17 protein-coding genes and 3 riboswitches are annotated in these 20,527 nt (G+C 37.9%); of the genes, 9 read left to right on the top strand and 8 right to left on the bottom strand.

Annotated features, from left to right (window positions below; genetic code table 11):
- Positions 1 to 30 precede the first annotated feature (30 nt).
- Positions 31 to 1,641, bottom strand: a complete 1,611-nt coding sequence (gene nikA, locus Gferi_RS20050; protein WP_236932630.1) for a nickel ABC transporter substrate-binding protein — start codon at positions 1,639 to 1,641, stop codon at positions 31 to 33.
- Positions 1,642 to 2,193: 552 nt separating this feature from the next.
- Positions 2,194 to 2,387, top strand: a riboswitch (cobalamin riboswitch).
- 135 nt (positions 2,388 to 2,522) lie between these two features.
- Between nikA (Gferi_RS20050) and nikA (Gferi_RS20045) the strand changes: the two genes are divergently transcribed.
- From nikA (Gferi_RS20045) to Gferi_RS20025, 5 genes are all read left to right on the top strand, one after another.
- A complete protein-coding gene (nikA, locus tag Gferi_RS20045) occupies positions 2,523 to 4,130 on the top strand; it encodes a nickel ABC transporter substrate-binding protein (protein WP_069979660.1) in 1,608 nt (535 codons plus the stop codon).
- Positions 4,131 to 4,211: 81 nt separating this feature from the next.
- The gene (opp1B, locus tag Gferi_RS20040; protein ID WP_069979659.1) at positions 4,212 to 5,141 is read left to right on the top strand and encodes a nickel/cobalt ABC transporter permease; all 930 of its coding nucleotides are present in this window, start codon (positions 4,212 to 4,214) and stop codon (positions 5,139 to 5,141) included.
- A gap of 1 nt (position 5,142) precedes the next feature.
- The gene (opp1C, locus tag Gferi_RS20035) at positions 5,143 to 6,021 is read left to right on the top strand and encodes a nickel/cobalt ABC transporter permease (protein WP_069979658.1); all 879 of its coding nucleotides are present in this window, start codon (positions 5,143 to 5,145) and stop codon (positions 6,019 to 6,021) included.
- Positions 5,984 to 6,823 (top strand): ABC transporter ATP-binding protein, encoded by an 840-nt coding sequence (locus Gferi_RS20030; protein WP_069979657.1) that lies wholly within the window; start codon positions 5,984 to 5,986, stop codon positions 6,821 to 6,823. The genes opp1C and Gferi_RS20030 overlap by 38 nt, the downstream gene beginning before the upstream one ends.
- Positions 6,798 to 7,553, top strand: coding sequence for an ABC transporter ATP-binding protein (locus Gferi_RS20025; protein ID WP_069979655.1), 756 nt, complete (start codon positions 6,798 to 6,800; stop codon positions 7,551 to 7,553). The genes Gferi_RS20030 and Gferi_RS20025 overlap by 26 nt, the downstream gene beginning before the upstream one ends.
- Before the next feature lie 194 nt (positions 7,554 to 7,747).
- Here Gferi_RS20025 and Gferi_RS20020 read toward each other — a convergent pair whose 3' ends face one another.
- The 4 genes from Gferi_RS20020 to Gferi_RS20005 form a co-directional block, all read right to left on the bottom strand.
- The gene (locus Gferi_RS20020) at positions 7,748 to 8,083 is read right to left on the bottom strand and encodes a 4Fe-4S double cluster binding domain-containing protein (RefSeq protein WP_083273659.1); all 336 of its coding nucleotides are present in this window, start codon (positions 8,081 to 8,083) and stop codon (positions 7,748 to 7,750) included.
- A gap of 3 nt (positions 8,084 to 8,086) precedes the next feature.
- Positions 8,087 to 8,842, bottom strand: coding sequence for a class I SAM-dependent methyltransferase (locus Gferi_RS20015; protein ID WP_069979651.1), 756 nt, complete (start codon positions 8,840 to 8,842; stop codon positions 8,087 to 8,089).
- Positions 8,843 to 8,925: 83 nt separating this feature from the next.
- Positions 8,926 to 9,318, bottom strand: a complete 393-nt coding sequence (locus Gferi_RS20010; RefSeq protein ID WP_330389700.1) for a transposase — start codon at positions 9,316 to 9,318, stop codon at positions 8,926 to 8,928.
- A gap of 255 nt (positions 9,319 to 9,573) precedes the next feature.
- A complete protein-coding gene (locus Gferi_RS20005) occupies positions 9,574 to 9,858 on the bottom strand; it encodes a hypothetical protein (protein ID WP_069979649.1) in 285 nt (94 codons plus the stop codon).
- 607 nt (positions 9,859 to 10,465) lie between these two features.
- Between Gferi_RS20005 and Gferi_RS20000 the strand changes: the two genes are divergently transcribed.
- Positions 10,466 to 11,002, top strand: a complete 537-nt coding sequence (locus tag Gferi_RS20000) for a sigma factor-like helix-turn-helix DNA-binding protein (RefSeq protein WP_069979648.1) — start codon at positions 10,466 to 10,468, stop codon at positions 11,000 to 11,002.
- Between the two features lie 133 nt (positions 11,003 to 11,135).
- On the opposite strand, the gene Gferi_RS19995 is transcribed toward Gferi_RS20000, so the two are convergent.
- The 3 genes from Gferi_RS19995 to Gferi_RS19985 all read right to left on the bottom strand — a co-directional run bounded on the left by Gferi_RS19995 (position 11,136) and on the right by Gferi_RS19985 (position 15,176).
- A complete protein-coding gene (locus Gferi_RS19995; protein ID WP_069979644.1) occupies positions 11,136 to 12,479 on the bottom strand; it encodes a sensor histidine kinase in 1,344 nt (447 codons plus the stop codon).
- Positions 12,480 to 12,642: 163 nt separating this feature from the next.
- Positions 12,643 to 12,836: riboswitch (cobalamin riboswitch) on the bottom strand.
- A 152-nt stretch (positions 12,837 to 12,988) separates the two neighbouring features.
- Positions 12,989 to 13,360, bottom strand: coding sequence for a sirohydrochlorin chelatase (locus Gferi_RS19990; RefSeq protein ID WP_069979637.1), 372 nt, complete (start codon positions 13,358 to 13,360; stop codon positions 12,989 to 12,991).
- A gap of 168 nt (positions 13,361 to 13,528) precedes the next feature.
- Positions 13,529 to 13,722, bottom strand: a riboswitch (cobalamin riboswitch).
- A 62-nt stretch (positions 13,723 to 13,784) separates the two neighbouring features.
- Positions 13,785 to 15,176, bottom strand: coding sequence for a PhoH family protein (locus Gferi_RS19985; protein ID WP_236932629.1), 1,392 nt, complete (start codon positions 15,174 to 15,176; stop codon positions 13,785 to 13,787).
- 411 nt (positions 15,177 to 15,587) lie between these two features.
- Between Gferi_RS19985 and Gferi_RS19980 the strand changes: the two genes are divergently transcribed.
- From Gferi_RS19980 to Gferi_RS19970, 3 genes are read left to right on the top strand one after another with little or no spacing between them, the layout of a single operon-like run.
- Entirely contained in the window at positions 15,588 to 16,181 is a 594-nt protein-coding gene (locus Gferi_RS19980) for a TetR/AcrR family transcriptional regulator (RefSeq protein ID WP_069979635.1), read from the top strand.
- Positions 16,182 to 16,241: 60 nt separating this feature from the next.
- Positions 16,242 to 17,444 (top strand): efflux RND transporter periplasmic adaptor subunit, encoded by a 1,203-nt coding sequence (locus tag Gferi_RS19975; RefSeq protein WP_069979633.1) that lies wholly within the window; start codon positions 16,242 to 16,244, stop codon positions 17,442 to 17,444.
- 14 nt (positions 17,445 to 17,458) lie between these two features.
- Positions 17,459 to 20,509: an efflux RND transporter permease subunit gene (locus tag Gferi_RS19970; RefSeq protein WP_069979631.1), complete on the top strand. Its 3,051-nt coding sequence runs from the start codon at positions 17,459 to 17,461 to the stop codon at positions 20,507 to 20,509.
- The last annotated feature ends 18 nt before the right edge of the window (positions 20,510 to 20,527 follow it).

Here is a 20,527-nt window from a genome sequence, read left to right as displayed (position 1 = left end):
ATAAAACCTCTTTTATGATGAGACATTTTTCTATTTTTTATCGATGTTTATTAAAGGTATTTCATAAGAGTTGTTGAATTCTACCCCTTCCACGTTTTTATGATAAACAGCAATATTGGTTGTATAGGATATGGGAAGATAAACAGCCTGATCATGTAGGGTTCCCAGGATCTCATTATACATTTGCTGTCTTGTGACTTCATCCGTTGTAATTAAAACCTGCCCGATTTTCTCATCAATCTCTTTTTTCATTGGCAATCCGGCCTGTGCCTGGTAGTCAAAATGAGATGGGGCACGCATGGATGCTACCATTGAATGTGGATCATAGGGTGTACCCCAGGTTTCTCCAATAATCATGCCAAAATTTCCATCCTTTTGCCGTTGGGCGAAGGACTGTGATTCTTCCCCAATCAAATTCAGCTTAATTCCCGCTTTTTTGTATTGTGCCTGTAAAATCTGGACAATGGTTTTATCAATATTATTTGCGCCGTCAAAGCACATATCAATTTCTAAAGTTTTTCCATCTTTTTCCCTGAACTCCTTGCCAGCTGGATTCTTCCAGCCTGCCTCCTCCAGGAGCTGCTGCGCCTTCTCCAGATTGAATTCCCTTTCTTCCAGATTTATATCACAGTAAGGAAAGTTCTTTGCAAAAAGGCTGTGGGCGATCTTTTCTGTGCCGTAAAAAATACTGTCTATGATCTCTGGTTTATTCACTGCATACTGCAGTGCCAACCTTACCGGAAGTTCATTTGTAACGCCTTTGTTTGAGTTAAGGCCAATTACCCTTGTAAGTAAAGGATGGGATATCTGAGTATCATAATTTCCTGATTCTCTCAAGTGATTAAAGGTATCCATGCTGATTAATCCACTTCCGTAGATCATATCTATTTCCTTGTTCTCGAAAGCTGCTGTAATGGTATCTCCGTCAGGAATCACCTTCACAATCACTTTGTCAATTTTCGGCTTTGTTCCCCAATAATGCTCGTTTCTGACAAATACAGCATATTCGTCTTTTTTGTGCTCTGCCAATACCCAAGGGCCTGTTCCGATCGGTTCTTTAATCTCTTCAGAGGTTTCTCCACTTTCAGGGAAGCCTGCTGCTCCAAGAAATCTCATAGGTCTTACCAAAGTCAACTCTTGGAGTGCTGGATAATATGGATTGCTTAAGGTAATTTTAAAGGTATAGGGATCCACTACTTCTGTGCTTTCAATCTGACTTACTAATTCAAGCCAGCTGTGATTATCTTTTGCCTTCAAAACCGCATCATAATTCTTTTTTACAATCTCTGCGTTAAAGTCAGACCCGTCAGAGAACTTCACACCCTTTCTTAATGTAAAGGTATATTCTTTTCCATCTTCTGAAATCTCCCAGGATTCTGCCAGAGCCGGTTCAATTTTCCCATCTTTTCCATACTTTAATAAGTTCTCATAAATAAAATCCTGTGCAAACATCTGACTGTTATATAGATGTGGATTTAAAACCCCAATGTCTCTTTGCCAAGCTATGGTAAATACCTTTTCTTCTTTCATTTCCGTTTCCTGATTGGCTGGTTTATTGCTTGGAGCTCCACATCCAGCAGCCAATAGAGCGCAAATAAATACCAGAGCTGTCATAGATAAATAAAACCGATTTTTCCTCAAAACAATCAACTCCTCGTCCATAGAATGTAATGTAATCTTACAGTTGCTAAAAAAATGCTTTTTATCCTCCTCCTTTTGATAGATCACTGTTTTTAAAGCACAAAACCTATAATTTTCAAACAAAAACAAAAAGCCATGAAGGAGAAATTCGCTTCTAGCAAATTTATTTACCTTCATGGCTGCATTATATTTTTTCCACTTATTTGGTTCGGTTTCATACCTTCACCAATTAATATGATTGTACTATATATTATTTTAATATTCAATATATTTTTGTGTACTTTTTAACAATAACTTATTCTATAAAATCATTTGCTGCTTGTCTTTGCCATTTGTATCCGATCTATTCAATGGCAACATAGGTGTCAGTTGCCTCTAAATACACAGTTCCAGGGTTGAAGCTACAATTTTCCAAACAAAAATATATCTCCCCAATTAACACGTTTTTTAACAAAATAAACAGATCTTTTTTAAGAATTTACATCAAATATCCAAAAATGACTCACTTTGACAGCAGTTTCACGGCAATATATAATGGATTTGTTGAAAATTTCATACAGTTGGGTAACAGGTTTGAAATCTCTAATCGCCCCGAGATTTCAATCAAAAGGGAAGCAGGTGCAATTCCTGTACGGTCCCGCCGCTGTAATAGCTTAGTAGTGCAAAATATGCCACTGTAAATACGGGAAGGCTTTGTACTATGTTCATGCTTAAGTCAGAAGACCTGCCTGTTGCTGTAAATCATAACTCTACGAAGGATAGGGGGTATGTTTGTATAGGGTGTGGATTGTTTAATGAGTGATCTCCTTGCATGCATGAGGAGGTTTTTTTATTTAATAAGAATATTCATGGTATGCATAGTACAAATGAGGAGGCAAATAATGAGAACCAACAAAATACTAAGCATTCTATTGATCTTTACACTGGCTATTTCAATAATCGGGTGTAGTCGATCAACGGCAGACAACAATGCTTCTGAGAAGAGTAATTCAACAAAAACACAGTTAGTTTATGCCAGCACAAAGGATATCCGTAATATTAATCCCCATCTTTATTCTGGAGAGATGGCAGCACAAAATATGATCTTTGAGTCGCTTGTCATAAATACAGCAGACGGGGTAAAACCGTGGTTAGCCGAGAGTTGGACCCTATCCGACGACGGCAAGGTTTATACATTTAAGCTGCGCCAGGATGTAAAGTTCACAGATGGAGAAGCTTTCAATGCTGAAGCTGCTAAGCTGAATATCGATGCAGTCATGAATAACGCTGAAAGACATTCATGGCTGGAGTTGGTCAATCAAATTGACCATGTAACAATTGCAGATGATTTCACCATCGAACTCGTTCTGAAAAATCCTTATTATCCAACCCTGGCAGAGTTAGGCTTAACAAGACCCTTCCGATTTATTTCCCCAAATTGCTTTATTGACGGCAATACAAAGGATGGGGTCAGTGGATATGTTGGTACAGGGCCATGGGTCCTCAGCGAGCATAAGGAAAATGAGTATGCAATCTTTGAGGCCAATGATACTTATTGGGGAGAAAAAACAAAACTGCAAACCATCAAGTGGCAAGTCATGCCCGATCATCAGACCATACTGCTTGCTCTGCAAAAAGGAGAAATTGATTTATTATTTGGAGCAGATGGAGATATGATTGATCTAGACTCCTTTAAGGCATTAGAACAAAAGGGACAATACACTACAGTCATGAGTGAACCCATCGCCTCGAGGGCGATTCTATTGAATTCAAAAAAATCCATTACAGGAGATCTTCAAGTTAGAAATGCCTTACAATATGCAATCGATAAGGAAGCCATTGCGGAAGGAATCCTCAATGGGTCTGAATCCGTAGCCAACACCCTGTTATCCCCTACCACTCCTTATTGTGATGTAAAGCTTGAGGAGAAATCCTATGATGTAGAAAAGGCCTCCCAGCTATTGGATGCAGCCGGTTGGATCATGGGAAATGATGGTTATCGCTATAAGAATGGTTCTAAATTTGAAATCATCATTTACTATAACTCTAATAACAGCCAGGAACGTACAATCAGCGAATTTATCCAGGATAATCTTAAAAAGGTTGGTGTAAGCTTAAAAATAGTGGGTGAAGAAAAACAAGCCTTTTTAGACCGGCAAAAATCAGGTGATTTTGATCTTCAATATTCTCTATCCTGGGGTGTCCCCTATGATCCTCAATCCTACTTGTCCTCTTGGCGAATACCAGCCCATGGGGATTATCAGGCACAAGCAGGTCTAGAAAAGAAAGCATGGCTGGATGATAGGATTGGAGAAGTTATGATCGAAACAGACGAAAATAGACGGCAAGAAATGTATAGGGAAATCCTGACCTATATTCATGAAGCTTCTGTATATATTCCATTAACCTATTCCAGAACCAAAGCCGTCCATGTCCCTGGACTGAAGGGAGTAGGCTTTAACATCTCTCAATATGAAATACCTTTTGAAAAGATGTATTTTGAAGAGTAGTTGTACCATAGGATTCCCTTTTCTCCTAGGGAATCCTATTTTTTATCGTTCCTGCATCAAGCCTATGAAAGGAGATTGTGTATGAAAAGGTATTTTCTGCAGCGAATACTCTGTATCTTCCCCATATTGTTAGGAATATCCTTAGTTTCATTCTTGTTAATTAACTTAAGCCCCAGCGATCCTGCTGAAGTAGCCCTGCGGGTCAATGAAATTGTCCCTACGGAGGAAGCCGTGGCCTCCATGCGTACGGAACTGGGTTTGGATAAGCCTTTTTTTGAGCGCTATATTCATTGGCTGGGAGACTGCCTAAAATTCGATTTTGGCAATAGCTATATCAATAAAAAACCGGTTTTAGGCGAAATGCTTAAGGCACTGCCGCCTACTTTATATTTGGCAGGGGTATCCCTTGCCATTATTCTGTCCATTAGTATTACAGCTGGTATTTTGTGTGCTGTATTTGAAGGTTCTGTGATCGATAAAGGGACTCGGGCTTTTATATTTGTCGGATCAGCCATGCCTAACTTTTGGCTGGCCTTGCTGCTGATATGGTTTTTTGCAGTAAAACTCGATCTATTTCCCACCAGCGGCATGGGCGGGTTTGATTCTGTCATTTTACCTGCTGTGACATTGTCCTTTAGTTATGTCTCTACCTATACCCGGCTGCTGAGAAACAGTATGGTACAGAACAAAACCGAGAATTATGTACTATATACCCGTGTAAGAGGCCTCAAAGAGAGCACTGTGATCAAGCATATATTTAAGAATTCCCTTCAGTCCTCTATAACTGCTCTGGGCATGTCTATTCCTAAGCTCATTGCAGGAACCGTAATCGTAGAAAATATTTTTGCATGGCCTGGTATCGGCAGATTATGTGTTACGGCTATTTTTAACAGAGACTATCCGATTATACAAGCTTATGTCATCATGATGGCGGTTCTATTTGTAGTATGCAATTTGCTGGTAGATTTATTAAGTGCATCCTTAGATCCGCGAGTAAGGAGGGAAGTATAGTATGCATATTTGGCGCACATTTAAATCAGATACCCTTGCACTGGCATGCCTCTTTGTTCTTGCTGCAATTATCCTCTTAGGTGCTGCGGCACCGATTATAGCACCCAATGATCCTGTAGATACCAATCTTAAGGCCAAATTTGCTCCGATGAGTCTACAATACCCTTTTGGGGCAGATCATTTAGGTAGATGTGTCTTTTCCCGGTTACTCTTTGGGATACGGACGACTGTGTGGTTTTCTTTAATAGCCACAATGACAACTGTTGCTATAGGGACTTTATTAGGGGTGATTTCCGGATATTTTAAGGGCTGGGTAGATGAAACAATCATGAGGCTATGTGATGTGATGCTGTCCTTTCCTAGTGAAGTAATGATCTTGGCTGTGGTCGGAATGCTCGGCCCCGGCCTTGAGAACATCGTCATCGCAAATATCATAGCCAAGTGGCCTTGGTATACCCGCATGATTCGTTCTATTATCCTTCAGAACATTGATAAAAACTTTATTCGTTTTTCCAAAGTTTCAGGAAGCAGTCATTTTCATATTATGAAGAACCACTTACTTCCCGGTGCCTTCGGAGAAATCTTTGTACTTGGTTCCCTGGATACAGGTGTAGTCATACTAAATATTTCTGCACTGTCCTTCTTGGGCTTGGGTGTACAGGCACCCACACCGGAGTGGGGTATGATGCTCAATGAGGCAAAAAACATTATGACAACCCATCCGACGCAAATGCTCGCTCCCGGCATTGCAGTATTAGTTGTAGTTGCTGCCTTTAACTTTATCGGAGATAAAGTAAGGGACATCTTAGATCCTAAACATATGGCGAAGGAGGGAAAAAAAAATGAGTCTATTGAAAGTGGAGAACTTGTCTGTCGTTGATACCCGCAATGGCGAAAGAATCCTTAATAATATAAGCTTTTCCCTTGAATCCAACAGCTGTCTCGGTATTGTAGGAGAAAGCGGCAGTGGCAAGTCCATGACTTGTAAGGCCATATTGAACCTAACAAATCCTTGGTTGGATGTAAGGGGAAATATCTATCTCCATGGAGAAGAAATAGATAGAAACAATGCAAAAAAAATACAAGAAATTCGTGGTAAAAAAATTGCAATGATTTTACAGGATGCCATGACAGCGTTTAATCCGCTTTATACCATCGGCTATCAGATGATCGAAACTTTTTGCGGAAATTTGAAGCTCTCAAAGAGAGATGCACAGACCTTGGGGCTGGAAGCATTAGATACAATCGGTATCTATGATGCGAAGGAGGTATCGAAGAAGTATCCCCATCAGCTGTCTGGCGGTATGCTCCAAAGATGCATGATTGCCACTGCCTTAGCTATGAAACCGGATATGATCATCGCCGACGAACCCACGACTGCCCTGGATGCCATTAATCAAAATGCAGTGGTGGAACAGTTTGAATTACTGCAGGATGTAACAGGTAGCGCCATTTTGTTTATCTCCCACGATTTAGGCGTAGTACAGCGGTTGTCCCAAAAAGTACTGGTCATGAAGGATGGATGCTGTGTAGAGTATGGAGATGCAGATCAGATTTTCAGAGCACCTGAAAAGGAATATACCCGTTACTTAGTAGAAACCCGACGGGCTCTCTCTCGGCCTTTTCACCAGATTATAAACGCAAAGGAAGAACATTATGTTAAACGTGCAAAATGTGTATAAAAGCTATCGTAAACAAGGATCTTTATTAGGCAAGAGCCAACTGCAGGTTCTTTCAGGAGTCAGCTTTGAAATCCAGGCTGGAGAGTGCGTTGGACTGATTGGAGAAAGCGGCAGTGGTAAAAGTACTTTATCGAGATTGATTATGGATCTTGAAAAACCGGATGAAGGTTCTATTACCTATGAAGGCAAAACCATAAAAGCCTGGAAAAAGAAAAATCCTGGCCAGCTAAGTGTAGTATTTCAAGACTACACCACTTCTGTTAATCCAAGATTTACCCTTGAAAAAATCATCGCAGAACCCATGCTTGTCCAAAATAGAGACAAGAATATTCAGACAGAGGTAACGCAGCTCCTAGAAAGAGTGGGCCTATCCTCACAGCTTTTAAATAGATATCCCCACGAACTTAGCGGTGGTCAATTACAGCGTGTGTGCATTGCTCGAGCCATCTCTACAAAGCCGCGATTCATTGTTTTAGATGAAGCCCTGAGCTCTTTAGATGTCTCTGTACAAGCGCAGATTCTGGATCTATTAAAGGAATTAAAAAATGACCTGAATCTCACCTATTTATTTGTCGCCCATGATCTTCAAGCCGTAGCTTACCTGTGTGATAAGGTATTGTTTTTATATCAAGGAAGAATCGAGGAGCAGATACAGGTCGCAGATCTAGCTTATACTCAAAATTCCTATGCAAAGCAGCTATTATCTTCCGTGATAGCCTTTGAAGCATAAAGAGAAGGAGTCGTATATACGGCTCCTTCTCTTTATGCTTTGGTCAATTATTTTTCTGCTCCAATCATAAACATAGGCGTAGATCCATAATTTACAATCTCTTCTTCATCCCATACACTGCTTCCGATTTCTCTCTACGATGATCTTTCTAAATCCAATTTCTAGCAGTTCTTAGCAAAATTTACTATCTTTTCCTATCTCTTTCCCCAGGGGCATACAGCTAAACACTTACCGCAATGACCTATTCCATGCCTTTCCTTCATTTCATCAAAATAGTCCTCACAAAGCTTTGGATTAAACCGCTGTCCGATCCCTTGTTCCGGATCAAAAAGAACCCCTTTTATAGCCCCGGGTATGCAGGCATCTTTACAAGCAGTACATTTGCCACATTTGTTAGCAACAGGATGGTCCGGTTCTAGGGGAGCATCTGTTAAAATTGTCACTAACCTTAATCTCGGTCCTACTTTTTCATGGATCAAACAGCAAGATTTACCAATTAAACTACATTCCTTTTCTAGCAATAAGTCCACCTACTATTTCTCGTTTTTAGAAGCGCACAAAATGAACTGGGGTATGGAAGTGTATAATAGCTGTTTTGCTTCATCATATATCCATTCGTTGATATTGTCCTCAATAATAATCTCCTGGAATCCTAACTGTGTTAATACTTCTTGGTCCCATTCAGGTCTTTTTCTGTAAGTTAAAGGCAGTTCTTTTGCAATTTCTTCTACTCGTTTATGCTGCTCTTCTGTCACTTCATCAATTAGGCCCTTTTCTATAGCCAGTCTACGATAATAATTATACTGCTTTTGAAGTTCAGGATCAGACAAATGCAGATACCAATTGGAGTCAAATACTAATATTTTTCCACCTGGCTTTAGCAGTCTTCTCCACTCCTTATAGGTCTCCTCTGGTTTTGTCAAGGTCCACACTACATTTCTGCTTACTATCAGGTCAACGCTTTGATCCGGAAAATCAATTTGATGTGCCTCTCCTTTCACAAAATTTCCTTGAAAACCTGCATACTCCATACTCTTTTTGGCTTCCTTCAGCATGTCTTCACTAACATCTACGGTGGTAACCCCATAGTCCAGTTCCCCCATTAGAATAGAGAAAAAGCCCGGTCCTGCGCCTACATCCATTGCCTTAATTTTGTCACCTTCGCCAGCATACTTTTTGATCAGAGATTTCCAAACCTCTTTTTTAGGACTATTCATTTGCTCCTGAATAGAAGTACTATAGCCTTGTGATCGCTCATCCCAGTATTTTTCAATTTGTTTTTCTATCATTTTGTCATTTTCCTTTCTGTTATTTAATTACCTAAGTTTTGTATAAACAACTAAGCTATATTTGGAAAATCATGGAATACTAATTAGACATACTTAGGTTGCAATGCTTCAACAAATGATTTTGCAATTTCTGACAGGCTAGGTAAAACAATCTCAATAGTATCTCTTAACTCTATGACTCTAGCAGAAATATTCCCTAGCTTTTTTATCAATGCCTGAACACCCATATTCTGAAGCTTGGATAAATTGAATGTAGTGTTTTTCATTAAGGTAATCAGGTTATGAGTAATAAATACCAGCCATAAAAAGCCATATATTCCATAGAATTTTGACGTTCTTAGATTCTTAATTCCATAGACCTCTTTACAAGTTTTAAAAAAGGCTTCTATGGTCTGTCTTTCATTGTAGACATGAAATAATTCGATAGCACTCATTTTTTCAGAGTTTATGTTGGTAATCAGATGCGAATATTTGATCTTTCCGTCTTAGAGGTATTTCCTACAAAGGCAGCAGATAGCTGATAGCCTTTTTCCCCCTCGTTTTCTAGGGAAATAACCCTTTTCAGCTAATTCATAGGTTTTGCCGCTAGCTATAAGAACAGTCATGTCAAAGTCAACACTAACATCGTCTTTACTTGATAAAGATAGGGCATTTTCCATAAACAGACTATGATGGATATACTCAAGCTGATCTATGTTTGACTCACTAAATGAGGTTAAGAAACGGCTAATCTAAGATTGATCAGGAAAATGATCCATATCAAGGAGATTAGCAGCTACAGTATCAGGAATTAATTTCTCGCTAATGTCACTGGTATAATTACATCCCATGACAATAGAAGAAATCAAGGTTTGTAACCTGTTTAAATTGGTGTAATTGACACTTTTCTTTTTTAGCTTGAACGCCTTAAAAGCATCAAAGAAATTGATTTTATTAGCAAATTGAATTACAGATACAAACCAAGCAGAAGTATTTACCACTTTATTCTCATCTAGACGAAATGATATACTTTTCATAGGTGTGATACCGTCTTTCGTAGGATTTTTTTTGGATAAAAAATACTTCTACTGGCGGCTACTTCTCACCTTTTGTTGTTTTTTGGTAATTTGATATGGAAATTTTATGAAAATGTTATGCTTTTGTTTGTACAAAATCTAGGTATTTACACCGTCATCCTCTGCAAATACAAAAAGCCATGAAGGCGAAATTGAATCAAATCAACTTCATTGGCCTTCATGGCTAAATTCTATAAAACCCTATTTGTACTTTCAGTCCTTAGATTTCATACCTTTATCCATTTCATTGTACTATAATTAGTCCTCAGTCTACAATAGCAATTTGTAAAATTGTATTAATTTTATCATTTTTTTGTATCTTCAATAAAGGCTGCTGTTCTCTTTATAAAGATAAAGGTTCTGTTGAATATATCCTAATGATCTTCGGTCCTATGAAAAAATAGGAATATAATCCTATTTTTCAAATCTGCAGAAAATTTTACAAATTATGGATACTTATTTTTTATATAATACGTCTTATATAGTATGGGAAGTTTAATTATTTTAGGCTTAAAGTTTTTTACTATTGGGAAAGAGTGTATCGAGGTTTACGTAAGGAGAGGATAAAATGGATCACCTGGCGAGAAGCTTTCTAGAAGAGGATACAGAAAATAGGGATCTATATATCAATGGCATCCTATTGAAAGATCGGACATCCCTAGAAAGCCTCAATAAGAAATTTAATGATTACCTATTCAGAATCAACCTGTGCAGCTACATAAAAAAATCTATTGCTTTTGCCTCAATAGATTTAAGGAAAAAAGAAAGTGTCATCAGAGAAAAAGAAGGGCTCCATCTAAATACTCTGGATGAAAACTTTGATGAAGAAAAAATCAATACCATTCCGGATGCTTCTGTTAATTTTGAAGAAGAGATCTACGCGGATAAAGAGTATCTGGATTTTTGTGAAATATTTACAGACAGAAAAATGTTAAAAGCTATTCACAATCTTACGGAGAGACAAAAACAAATTATCTATGAATGTATTGTTAGAGATAAGGAAGAACATCTCGTCGCCAAGGAATTAGGAATTAGCAAGCAATCGGTAAATAAAATCAAAAATACTGCATTGAATAAACTAAGAAAACAAATCGGCGGGAAATAATCATGAAAATACTTAATGATTTTATTTCAAATTCATGAAAGCGTCTCAATATAAATTGAGCCGCTTTCATGGAAAATAATAAATCGTTTAGATAAAAGATTACAATCATCTTTTATTTTGATTAAAACACAGCTTAAAAGAATAACCGATCTTTCTTATCACATGGAATTCTAATCGTTACTATAGTTCCGGCATTCTTTTTGCTTGTCATTTGAACATCATATTGAAATCCGAAGCTGTAGATTAACCTTTTCCTTATATTTTGAATACTTATCCCGATGAAATCTTTTTCATAATCTTCAGGGTGAGAGGGAAATATTTCCTTCATCTGCTTCTCAGCCATTCCCACTCCATTGTCTTCAATTTCTATCACTGCATCGGTATTTTCCATGTAAACCCTTATCCTTACAGTTCCACCGTATTTTTTAACTAGAATACCGTGCTCCACAGCATTTTCAATAAAAGGCAGTATGATAAAAGGGGGAATTTTTTGCTTTTCCAGTTCTCCCTGCATTTCAATGGAATAGTTTAGTTTATCTATAAAGCGAATTTTTTGTATTTGTAAATAACGTTCTATCTGCTTAATATCCTCTATTAAATCTATTAAACCTTCTGTATTTTCGATTGTATACTTGAACATTTCTGAAAAGAGAAATGCCATTTCTTTCGTTTTTTCTGCCCTCTCGGTTAAAGCAGCATTCTCAATCGTCTTCAACGCATCCACTATAAGATAAGGATTCATTTGCTCTTTAAAACGTTTTAGTTCTGCAATCACTACTGCTTTTTCCATTTCTGCACGAATTTTTTTTGCAATCATCTCTGCCATGAATCTTTTATTTTCTTCCTCTAAGGCTTTTCTATCTGCTTCTTTTTCTAGCATTCGACAGAGTGTTAACTGGATTAGATATATGGTTGATAAAATTTTTTTGTAAGATACTATAGATGTTTGTTCATAATTTTCCATGAGCATGGAATTACTTTTTCGCTTGTCTTCACATTGAATAAATCTTCCTATATTTACAATTCCATCTTCTTCAGTACACCTCACCTGCCCAAATAATACTGCTCCCAGATACTGTTCCTTTATAATGAGTGGTACTGTAACTTCAATAAGTCCTGCTGGACATCTGTAGATATTTGGTTTTTGGTTGATGATTGATTCTAATCTCCCATAGGTATCACAAAAATTACAAACCTTCCTATTTTCTTTTTCTGCTCTCCATCCCTTACAAAATTCTGAACAGCCTATTCTTTTTGTAATCTCATCTCCCTTGAAATCTACAACAGTAAAAGCAAATCCTGTAGCCTTTGAAAATTGCTCTTGTAATTGCTCCAGTTTTTCGATATCCATTAGTTCTTTTAGATAATAACTGCTATCCTTTGACTTTTTACAAATCTCTTTTCCATTTTTTTCAATCACCTGAACCAATGAGAAAAAATCATTCTTTCTTTTTTCTTGCAATCTCTCCAATTCCATGATTATTCCTCCCCATAATGAGTTCCTCTATCCTAATCCTATCTGACTAAAAATAAAAACCTTTTTCCGGCAGGAAAAAGGTTTTTATTTAATGTATTTTATTGATAAAAAGAACCGTACAGATTCTTTCATCTAAAATACCTCCTTATCCGCGTAAGTATTAATGGTATTGTTCATTATGGCAGGTCTCCTGACTCCAAATCATCATACAGCTATTTCCTTCCCATTTCTAAACAGAAATAGTGGATTTCCAACAACTGTACTCCTTGTTACAGTGGCGGGACCGCGTCGGCTTTTCACCGGACTTCCCTTTTAAACGATCGTATTAGCAATCGTACCATAAAGCAGTTATTCAGCTTTTAAAGCCCTTTGCTACAGATTTGTAACTGAGAAACTTGATTCTATCCGGGACGATACGAGGCTATCCCCTATAATATCTGATTTTGGTAGGGGCAGGCCTTATGTCTGCCTGCTATATTTCCGGCATCGCCAACAGGACAGCTCCTGTATTATACTTCCAATGCCTGTTTAGCTCTTTCTTCAATAATGGATGCGATCCTTGAATCAGCCCCTATATGTTTACCCATGGTAAACTTTACAGTCGGGTAGTCTGCACGTATTTTTTCTAACGCTTCTGGAATGTCATACTTTACATGATTTCCTTCAAAAATAAACATTGGTACAATAACAATATGCTCTGCCCCCCTGCGGATTAAGTCTTCAATGCCTTCTTCAAAGCTCGGTTTTGAAATCTGTAATGAACCTAATCCCACAACTTCAAAATCTGTGATATTCATTACCATTTCCACTATATTAGAAAATATCTCATCTGCCTCTTGTGCTTGACTTCCATGACCTAATACAAATAATCCTGTTTTCATTCTCTTTAGCTCCTTTATATATTATTTATCTACCAATGGTATATTCTTATATACAAATAAAAGCACCTTTGTAAAAAGGTGCTCCACTTTTATGAAACCAACTATCAGCTTTCAGAAATCTAATAAGCTTAGCTATCTCATAACACCTCCTTATCCGCGTAAGTTCTCCAGGTATTACAATTCATGGCAGGTCTCCTGACTCCAAGTCATTGTGCTGCTGCACCTTCCCATTTCATACATGAAACAGTGGTATTCTCCACAGCTGCACTCCTTGTCACAGTGGCGGGACCGCGTCGGCTTTTCACCGGACTTCCCTTTTAAACGATTGGATTAGCAATCGTACCATAAATCAATTATTTAATTTTCTGAAATGATTATATCAGACTATACCATCTTATACAATAACTTATTCATTATTTAATATTTACATATATTTTTCAGCCAGTTGGGCTAATGGACTTCTTTCGACCTGCTGCAGTGTAATATGGCCTGTAATGTCAAAGCTTTTCATTCGATCCACCGTATAAACCAATCCATTAGACCGGGAATCTACCAAAACATTATCAATTTGATTGTCGGAAGGATCCCCAATAAACAAAAATTTTGAACCTTCTCCTGCCCGGGTCAGCATCAGCTTCGCCAGATGTGGGGTGGTTTCTTGAGCCTCATCTACTATGACCAAAGCATTCGCCAATGTTCTGCCTCTCATATAATTAAAAGTCTTCATTTCAAGCAGACCCATATCCCGGTAAGTATCAATAAATTGTTCTACAGAGAAATCCGGCTTCTCTCCTCTTTTATATATTCTAGGTCCATCATCTTCGCGGTATTTACTTTTGTTGTGAAATAGATTATCTACAGTGTCATACAATGCTGACATCCAAGGCTTTAATTTATCCTTTTCATCTCCCGGTAGATATCCGATATCATTTCCCGCTGGAACTACCGGGCGTACAAAAATTATTTTTCGGTATAAGCCTTTTTCCAATACACTTTGCAAGGCATAGGCTATACACAAAATACTTTTCCCGCTACCTGCACCTCCAAGAATACTTGCAAAATCAATATCCGTGTCAAAAAGCAATTCAAAAGCCATTTTTTGTTCCCGATTGATGGGTTTTAACCCCCATGCGGCTGCATTCGTGTGTTCCAGCGGCACAATTTTTTTATTTTTATATTTAGCCAATATTTCATGACTGCTGTTATCATGGCTTTTAATATGAAAGAAGTGATTGGGATATATAGTATCAATAATTTCTTCCGGCGGCTCGATTCCTTTTTTAAATATATTATTGATTTCTTGAGAAGAAAGATATATTTGACTATAACCTTTATAGAGTTCATCCGTGTGGACTTTATCATTCTGATAATCCTGTACTGTCAGCCCAATGGCCTCTCCTTTAACCGTCATACACATATCCTTCGTTACAATGATGGTTGGTCTCTCTGCATCGGCAAGTGCTACATTTTTGGCGATTGTCAGAATTTTATTATCATTGCTTTGGCGGTCCATTCCATCAGGAAGTACCGTCAAGTCCATATGATTCATTTCGATTCGAATCCTCCCACCATTAGGAAGAGAGATTCCCTCCAGAAAGTTTCCATATTGCCGCACTTTATTCAACTCTTTTAAAACCAGCCGGGCATGGTAACCAACTACACCCGGTGCCTTTTTTAATTTATCCAACTCTTCAATAGCGATAATCGGTATGATAATGTTATTGTCTTCAAAATTATATAAAAACTTTGGATCATGAATCATAACATTCGTATCAATAATATAATTTTTAATCATAGCCGCCGTGGTAAAAACCACTTTCCCCCCTGTCTAAGATGTTCCCGGGCACATTTCCCAGTATTTTATGAAACCATTTATCGTTTCATATTTCCCTCCCCCCAGCTTCTTATAGAATCATTTTGAATAAATCTTATAATTATTTTTTATGCGTTTTTTTCGATTTTATGTTCTTGATAAATTTCATCTATTTTATTATCGTTTATATCGAATCGTACAATATTATCTTAAGGTTAAATTTCTATGATTCCAACGAAATATAAAGAAAATTAGTCTTTAAGACCTAAGAGAAGTAGATATCCATTTTTCATGATTTTAAAGCACAGCATGATATCGTCAAAATCTCTTATTATATAAATATATCTCTATTGACCAATGGATTATATTCTTCTATAATTAGATTAAAATAAAAAATGAATGGGTGTTTATTATATGCAAGTACTCAAAGATGATGTTAGGAATGCGATTCATCAATCTGCCTTGGTGGAGTTTCAGGAGAAAGGATTTAAAAATGCCTCTATGCGGTCCATCGCTGAAAGAGGCGGCATGACGGTGGGCAACTTGTACCGCTATTTTAACAGTAAAGAAGATTTATTTTATGCGGTTATTAGCCCTGCCTATCATAAGATCATTGATCTCACACAAGAACAATTTATCAAAATGGAAAATGCCAAAGCGGTTCAAAATTTTTTTGAATATATAGCCGACCGCATTATGACAATCAACCGGGAACACCGGCGGGAGTTATTAATTTTGATAGATGGTTGTGAAGAAACAAGGTTTGAGCATGCCATAGAAGAAATTATTCTCTTGGTGGAAAACAAATTTAGAAATCAAGTTTTTCCCAGACTCAAAGAAAAAGGCGTACAAATTCCAGATGAATTTTTTGCCTGTGTACTTTCTGCCAGCCTTGTAGAGGGAATAAAAGTAATTTTAAAACATTATGAAGATGAAGCTAAAATGAAGCCATTGGTTCACCAATTTATCCACTATCATCTTCGTGATTTAAAAAACAGGCTGTTATAATTTTTTTTGCGTTAAAAATAAACGCTTGTTTATTATCAATTGCCATTGGGGGAGATTTTTATGAAGAAAATAATTTCAGTATGGATGGTACTTCTTATGCTTACTTGGACTACAGGCTGCTCTATAGATACCCAGGATAATGAAACCTCTCAAAAACCAAAGCCTGTTAAGCTTCTGTCCATACAGGAAGAAAGCCGGCCTGTAGTTTTAGAATATACAGGTATCGTAGAAGCAGCATCTATAAAAAAACTGGCTTTTAAGAGTTCTGGAAAAATTGATAAGATTCTCGTAAAAAAAGGAGAAAAAATTAAAGCAGGTCAACCACTGGTACAGTTAGATACAAAAGATTTGAGCTACAGCCTTGCCGCTTCCCAGGGACAGCTGAATGCCGCACAAGCTGAATATGCAAAAGCTGTTAATGGCGCTGTTCCAGAAGATATTAAACAGATGGAAGCCAATGTAAAAAAGGCTGAGGCTGCATATACTTTTGCAAAAGATCATTATGAAAAAATGCAACACCTGTATGGATCCGGCGCCATTTCCCAGAGTGAGTTGGATAAAGCCAAAGTAGAATTGGAAGCCAGAGAAGCTGACTATACTACTGCAAAGGAAATGGAAAAGAAAGCGAAAAATGGCTCCCGTGCAGAGGATCAGGCTGCTGCCAAAGGACAGCTGGATCAAGCTGCTGCTGATTATAAATACAAAGCCAGCTTAATCGAAGATGCACTTTTGCATTCTAATGGAGAGGGGTATGTAGTAGATCTATTATATAAAGAAGGTGAATTGGCTCCGGCAGGCTATCCTGTAGTGGTGGTGAGAGATGACCAGCAGGTTGTAAAGGTGGGCCTGTCTTCAAAAGATCTAAAGAAGGTCAACATAGGAACTAAGGCAAAAATTCGGATAAATGGTGAAGAAATAGAGGGAGGAGTGAGCAATATCAATCAAACACCTGATGAAGCAACCCTCACATATGCTGTAGAAATTGCTCTGCCAAATAATAACTGGCCCATTGGCGCAATTGGTCAGGTAGATTTTATTATCGATGAAGCACTTGGAATATGGATACCCATAACAGCCATCCTGTCTAATGGTGAAGACTATGTATTCGTAATGCAAAATGACCAAGCCCATCAAAGAAAAATCCGATTGTCAGAAGTATCAGGCAATATGGTTAAGGTTGAGGGCTTAAAAGCCGACGAACAACTTGTTATCGAAGGTATGAAAAAACTCAAAGATCAAGATTTTGTTTCCGTTCAGAATTAAAGGGGGAAAATACCATGGGAAAAGGACTTATCGCTGGTGCCATCAAGGAAAGAAAAGTAACCCTCTTTCTGGCAGTGCTTATGATGATTGCAGGCTTTTATAGCTATTACATCACACCTAAGCAGGAAAATCCTGATATTACACCCAGCATTGCTATTATTACGACGGTTTACCCCGGCGCTTCTCCTGAAGAAGTGGAAAAGCTGGTAACGCGAAAAATTGAAGATGAAGCAGCAGAATTAAAGGGGTATGATTATTCTGAATCTCAGTCTAGAAATGGACTATCTATCGTAGTTGTGCGTCTCACCCAAGATGCAAAGATCGAAAAATCATGGACTGACTTGCGTCAGAAAATGGAGGATATACAAAATGAACTGCCGAAAGAAGTTCATCCCATTCAAATCAATACAGACCTGACAGATACTGCCGGAATCATCATCAGTATGTCTGGCGAGAACTACTCTTACGAGGAGTTGGCTGCCTATGCTGAAATTTTCAAAAAAGAACTGAGCAAAATTAATGGAATTTCCCGTTTTGATATTCACGGTAAACAGGAAAAAGAAATCAAAATTGAAGTAGATATCAGTCAAATCAATCAGTACCAACTTTCTTTACAGGATGTTGTCCAAGTGCTTCAAGCCCAAAACATAGCGATTCCATTGGGACAAATTAAAAATGATGAAGCAAGATTTAATGTCACGACTACAGGAACTTTTTCAAGCTTAAAGGAGATTGAAAACACCATACTTACAGGTTCCAAAAACAGCGGTGCAGTCATACGGCTCAAAGATATCGCTAAAGTAACAATGGACTTAGAAGACTCCAACTATCGTATCCAGCAAGATGGCCGTAATGCAGTACTGCTGACAGGATATTTTCAAGAAAATAAAAATATTGTCATTATCGGTAAATCCGTAGAAAAAAAAATGAATGCCTTAAAAGCGGATTTACCCCAGGATATATACTTTGATCAGGTACTCTATCAACCGAAGGATGTAAGTCAGTCTGTTAACAATTTTGTTCTTAATCTAATCACAGGAATTCTATTTGTAATTATTGTCGTATTTGTTGGTATGGGATTCCGAAATGCAGTAATTGTTTCAACCGCCATCCCACTATCCATTTTGTCAACCTTTGTGATGATGGAACTACTGGGTATACCCATTCACCAGATTTCCATTACAGCTTTGATTATTGCACTGGGCATGCTGGTAGATAACGCTATTGTTGTAAGTGATTCAATACAAGTAAAGATCGATCAGGATGTGGAGAGAATGCAGGCATGTATAGAAGGAGTCCGGGAAGTGGCCATTCCAATCTTGTCCTCTACACTGACAACCGTAGCTGCCTTTACTCCATTATTGATGCTTCCTTCTATGGCTGGAGAGTATATTAAAAGTTTACCGCTAATTATCATGATCTCTCTATCAGCCTCCTATTTGGTGGCCCTCTTGGTAACACCTACGATGGCATTCTTATTCTTCAAAAAAAGCACTGCCTCTGAAAAAGGCTATCGTATACGTAGCTTCTTTGATCACATGCTTCACCTGGGCATGTCCAAAAAGAAAAGAACTGTTTTTTTAGCCCTTTCTGTTTTTGTTATGTCTCTCCTGTTAGCAACACAACTTGGATTACAGTTCTTTCCAAAAGCAGATACAGATATCCTTTATATTGATATACGCACAGAATCCAGTGGCAATATTCATAAAACAGAAGTTCTAGTAGAGCAAGTAGCTTCGATTCTAAAGGAACAGAAAGAAGTAGTAAGCTATACGGCAGCCATTGGTGATGGGCTTCCGAAGTTTTACAATACCCTGCCGATTTATACCCAGTCCCAGGACTTTGCCCAAATTATGATCAAAGTAGATTTAAAGGCTGAAAAACGATTTAAATCCAATACGACTTTTGTAGATTATTTACAGGAAATTTTAAATGAAGAAATTTCCGGAGGAACGGCAACCGTTAAACAACTCGAACAAGGAGAACCCATTGGGGCCCCGGTACGTGTCCGCGTAGCCGGTGAAGATATGGAAAAACTGGAGACAGCTGCAAGAGAAGTTAGTCATTATCTTTCAAGCCTTCCGAGAACGATTAATATTGACGATGATTTTGCAGATAAAATATATGAATTTTATGTAGATATCGATACTGAAAAAGCAAGCTTTTTTGCTGTTACAAAATACGATATCCAAAACGAGTTAAATATTGCTTTGATGGGTAGAACCGCTTCGGTCTTTCGGGATGAAGGCAATGAATACAATATCCTCTTAAAGGGCAATGCAGAATCCCAAGAGGTGCTGGAGAATCTAAAAATTAAATCTTCTGCCACAGGCAGCAAAGTATTGCTTAAGGAAATTGCGGAAGTACAGCTTAGACCACAGATTCCTAATATCAAAAAATATGACAGGGAAAAATCTGTCACCATCTATAGTGATGTAAAACCTGGATTTAGTTCAGTCGATATACAAAGGCAATTGCAGAAAGGATTGGAAGAACTAGAATTAGAAGATGTGCAGGTAGTGTTTGACGGAGAAAGAGAGAAGATTCAAGAGCATTTCGGCAGCATCGGTACTTTTGCAATCTTTGCCTTACTACTGGTATATGGCATTCTTCTCATTCAATTCAATTCTTTCATACAGCCGTTAGTCATTTTATTAACCATACCCTTATCTGTAATCGGATCTATTGTAGGTTTGTTCCTTCTCCGCCAACCATTGTCTTTTACTGGATTACTGGGCATGGTTAGCCTGCTGGGAATTGTAGTAAACAACGCGATTGTGCTCCTGGATTTTATCAACGAAGAAAGAAATCAGGGGAAAGGGATTACAGAAGCTTGTTTGGAAGCAGTAAATAAACGCTTTAGGCCTATTATGCTGAGTACGACTACTACCGTAATCGGCCTTACCCCTTTGGTACTTTCGGGCAGTGAACTGTTTCGACCCATGTCTATCGCCCTTATGTGCGGCTTAATGGTTTCCACACTACTCACACTTGTCGTTATTCCTATAGTTTATAGTATGGTGGAAGCGAAAATAGATAAAATAAAGCATAAGCAATTGTCTTAGATATAGAAAGAGCAGCGA

Origin of the sequence: Geosporobacter ferrireducens (assembly GCF_001750685.1) — a bacterium.
GTDB lineage: Bacteria > Bacillota > Clostridia > Peptostreptococcales > Thermotaleaceae > Geosporobacter > Geosporobacter ferrireducens.
The sequence above is the reverse complement of the archived record's forward strand: the minus strand, read 5'-3'. Positions and strand labels throughout refer to the sequence as shown.

Bases quoted from the DNA above. Each gene is read 5' to 3' on its own strand.
- Gferi_RS20015 (WP_069979651.1), bottom strand. From the start codon at position 8,842: ATGATAGAAAAACAAATTGAAAAATACTGGGATGAGCGATCACAAGGC.
- Gferi_RS19975 (WP_069979633.1), top strand. From the start codon at position 16,242: ATGAAGAAAATAATTTCAGTATGGATGGTACTTCTTATGCTTACTTGG.
- Gferi_RS19980 (WP_069979635.1), top strand. From the start codon at position 15,588: ATGCAAGTACTCAAAGATGATGTTAGGAATGCGATTCATCAATCTGCC.
- Gferi_RS20000 (WP_069979648.1), top strand. From the start codon at position 10,466: ATGGATCACCTGGCGAGAAGCTTTCTAGAAGAGGATACAGAAAATAGG.
- Gferi_RS20025 (WP_069979655.1), top strand. From the start codon at position 6,798: ATGTTAAACGTGCAAAATGTGTATAAAAGCTATCGTAAACAAGGATCT.
- opp1C (WP_069979658.1), top strand. From the start codon at position 5,143: ATGCATATTTGGCGCACATTTAAATCAGATACCCTTGCACTGGCATGC.
- nikA (WP_069979660.1), top strand. From the start codon at position 2,523: ATGAGAACCAACAAAATACTAAGCATTCTATTGATCTTTACACTGGCT.
- Gferi_RS19970 (WP_069979631.1), top strand. From the start codon at position 17,459: ATGGGAAAAGGACTTATCGCTGGTGCCATCAAGGAAAGAAAAGTAACC.
- Gferi_RS19995 (WP_069979644.1), bottom strand. From the start codon at position 12,479: ATGGAATTGGAGAGATTGCAAGAAAAAAGAAAGAATGATTTTTTCTCA.
- Gferi_RS20030 (WP_069979657.1), top strand. From the start codon at position 5,984: ATGAGTCTATTGAAAGTGGAGAACTTGTCTGTCGTTGATACCCGCAAT.
- opp1B (WP_069979659.1), top strand. From the start codon at position 4,212: ATGAAAAGGTATTTTCTGCAGCGAATACTCTGTATCTTCCCCATATTG.
- Gferi_RS20005 (WP_069979649.1), bottom strand. From the start codon at position 9,858: ATGAAAAGTATATCATTTCGTCTAGATGAGAATAAAGTGGTAAATACT.
- Gferi_RS19990 (WP_069979637.1), bottom strand. From the start codon at position 13,360: ATGAAAACAGGATTATTTGTATTAGGTCATGGAAGTCAAGCACAAGAG.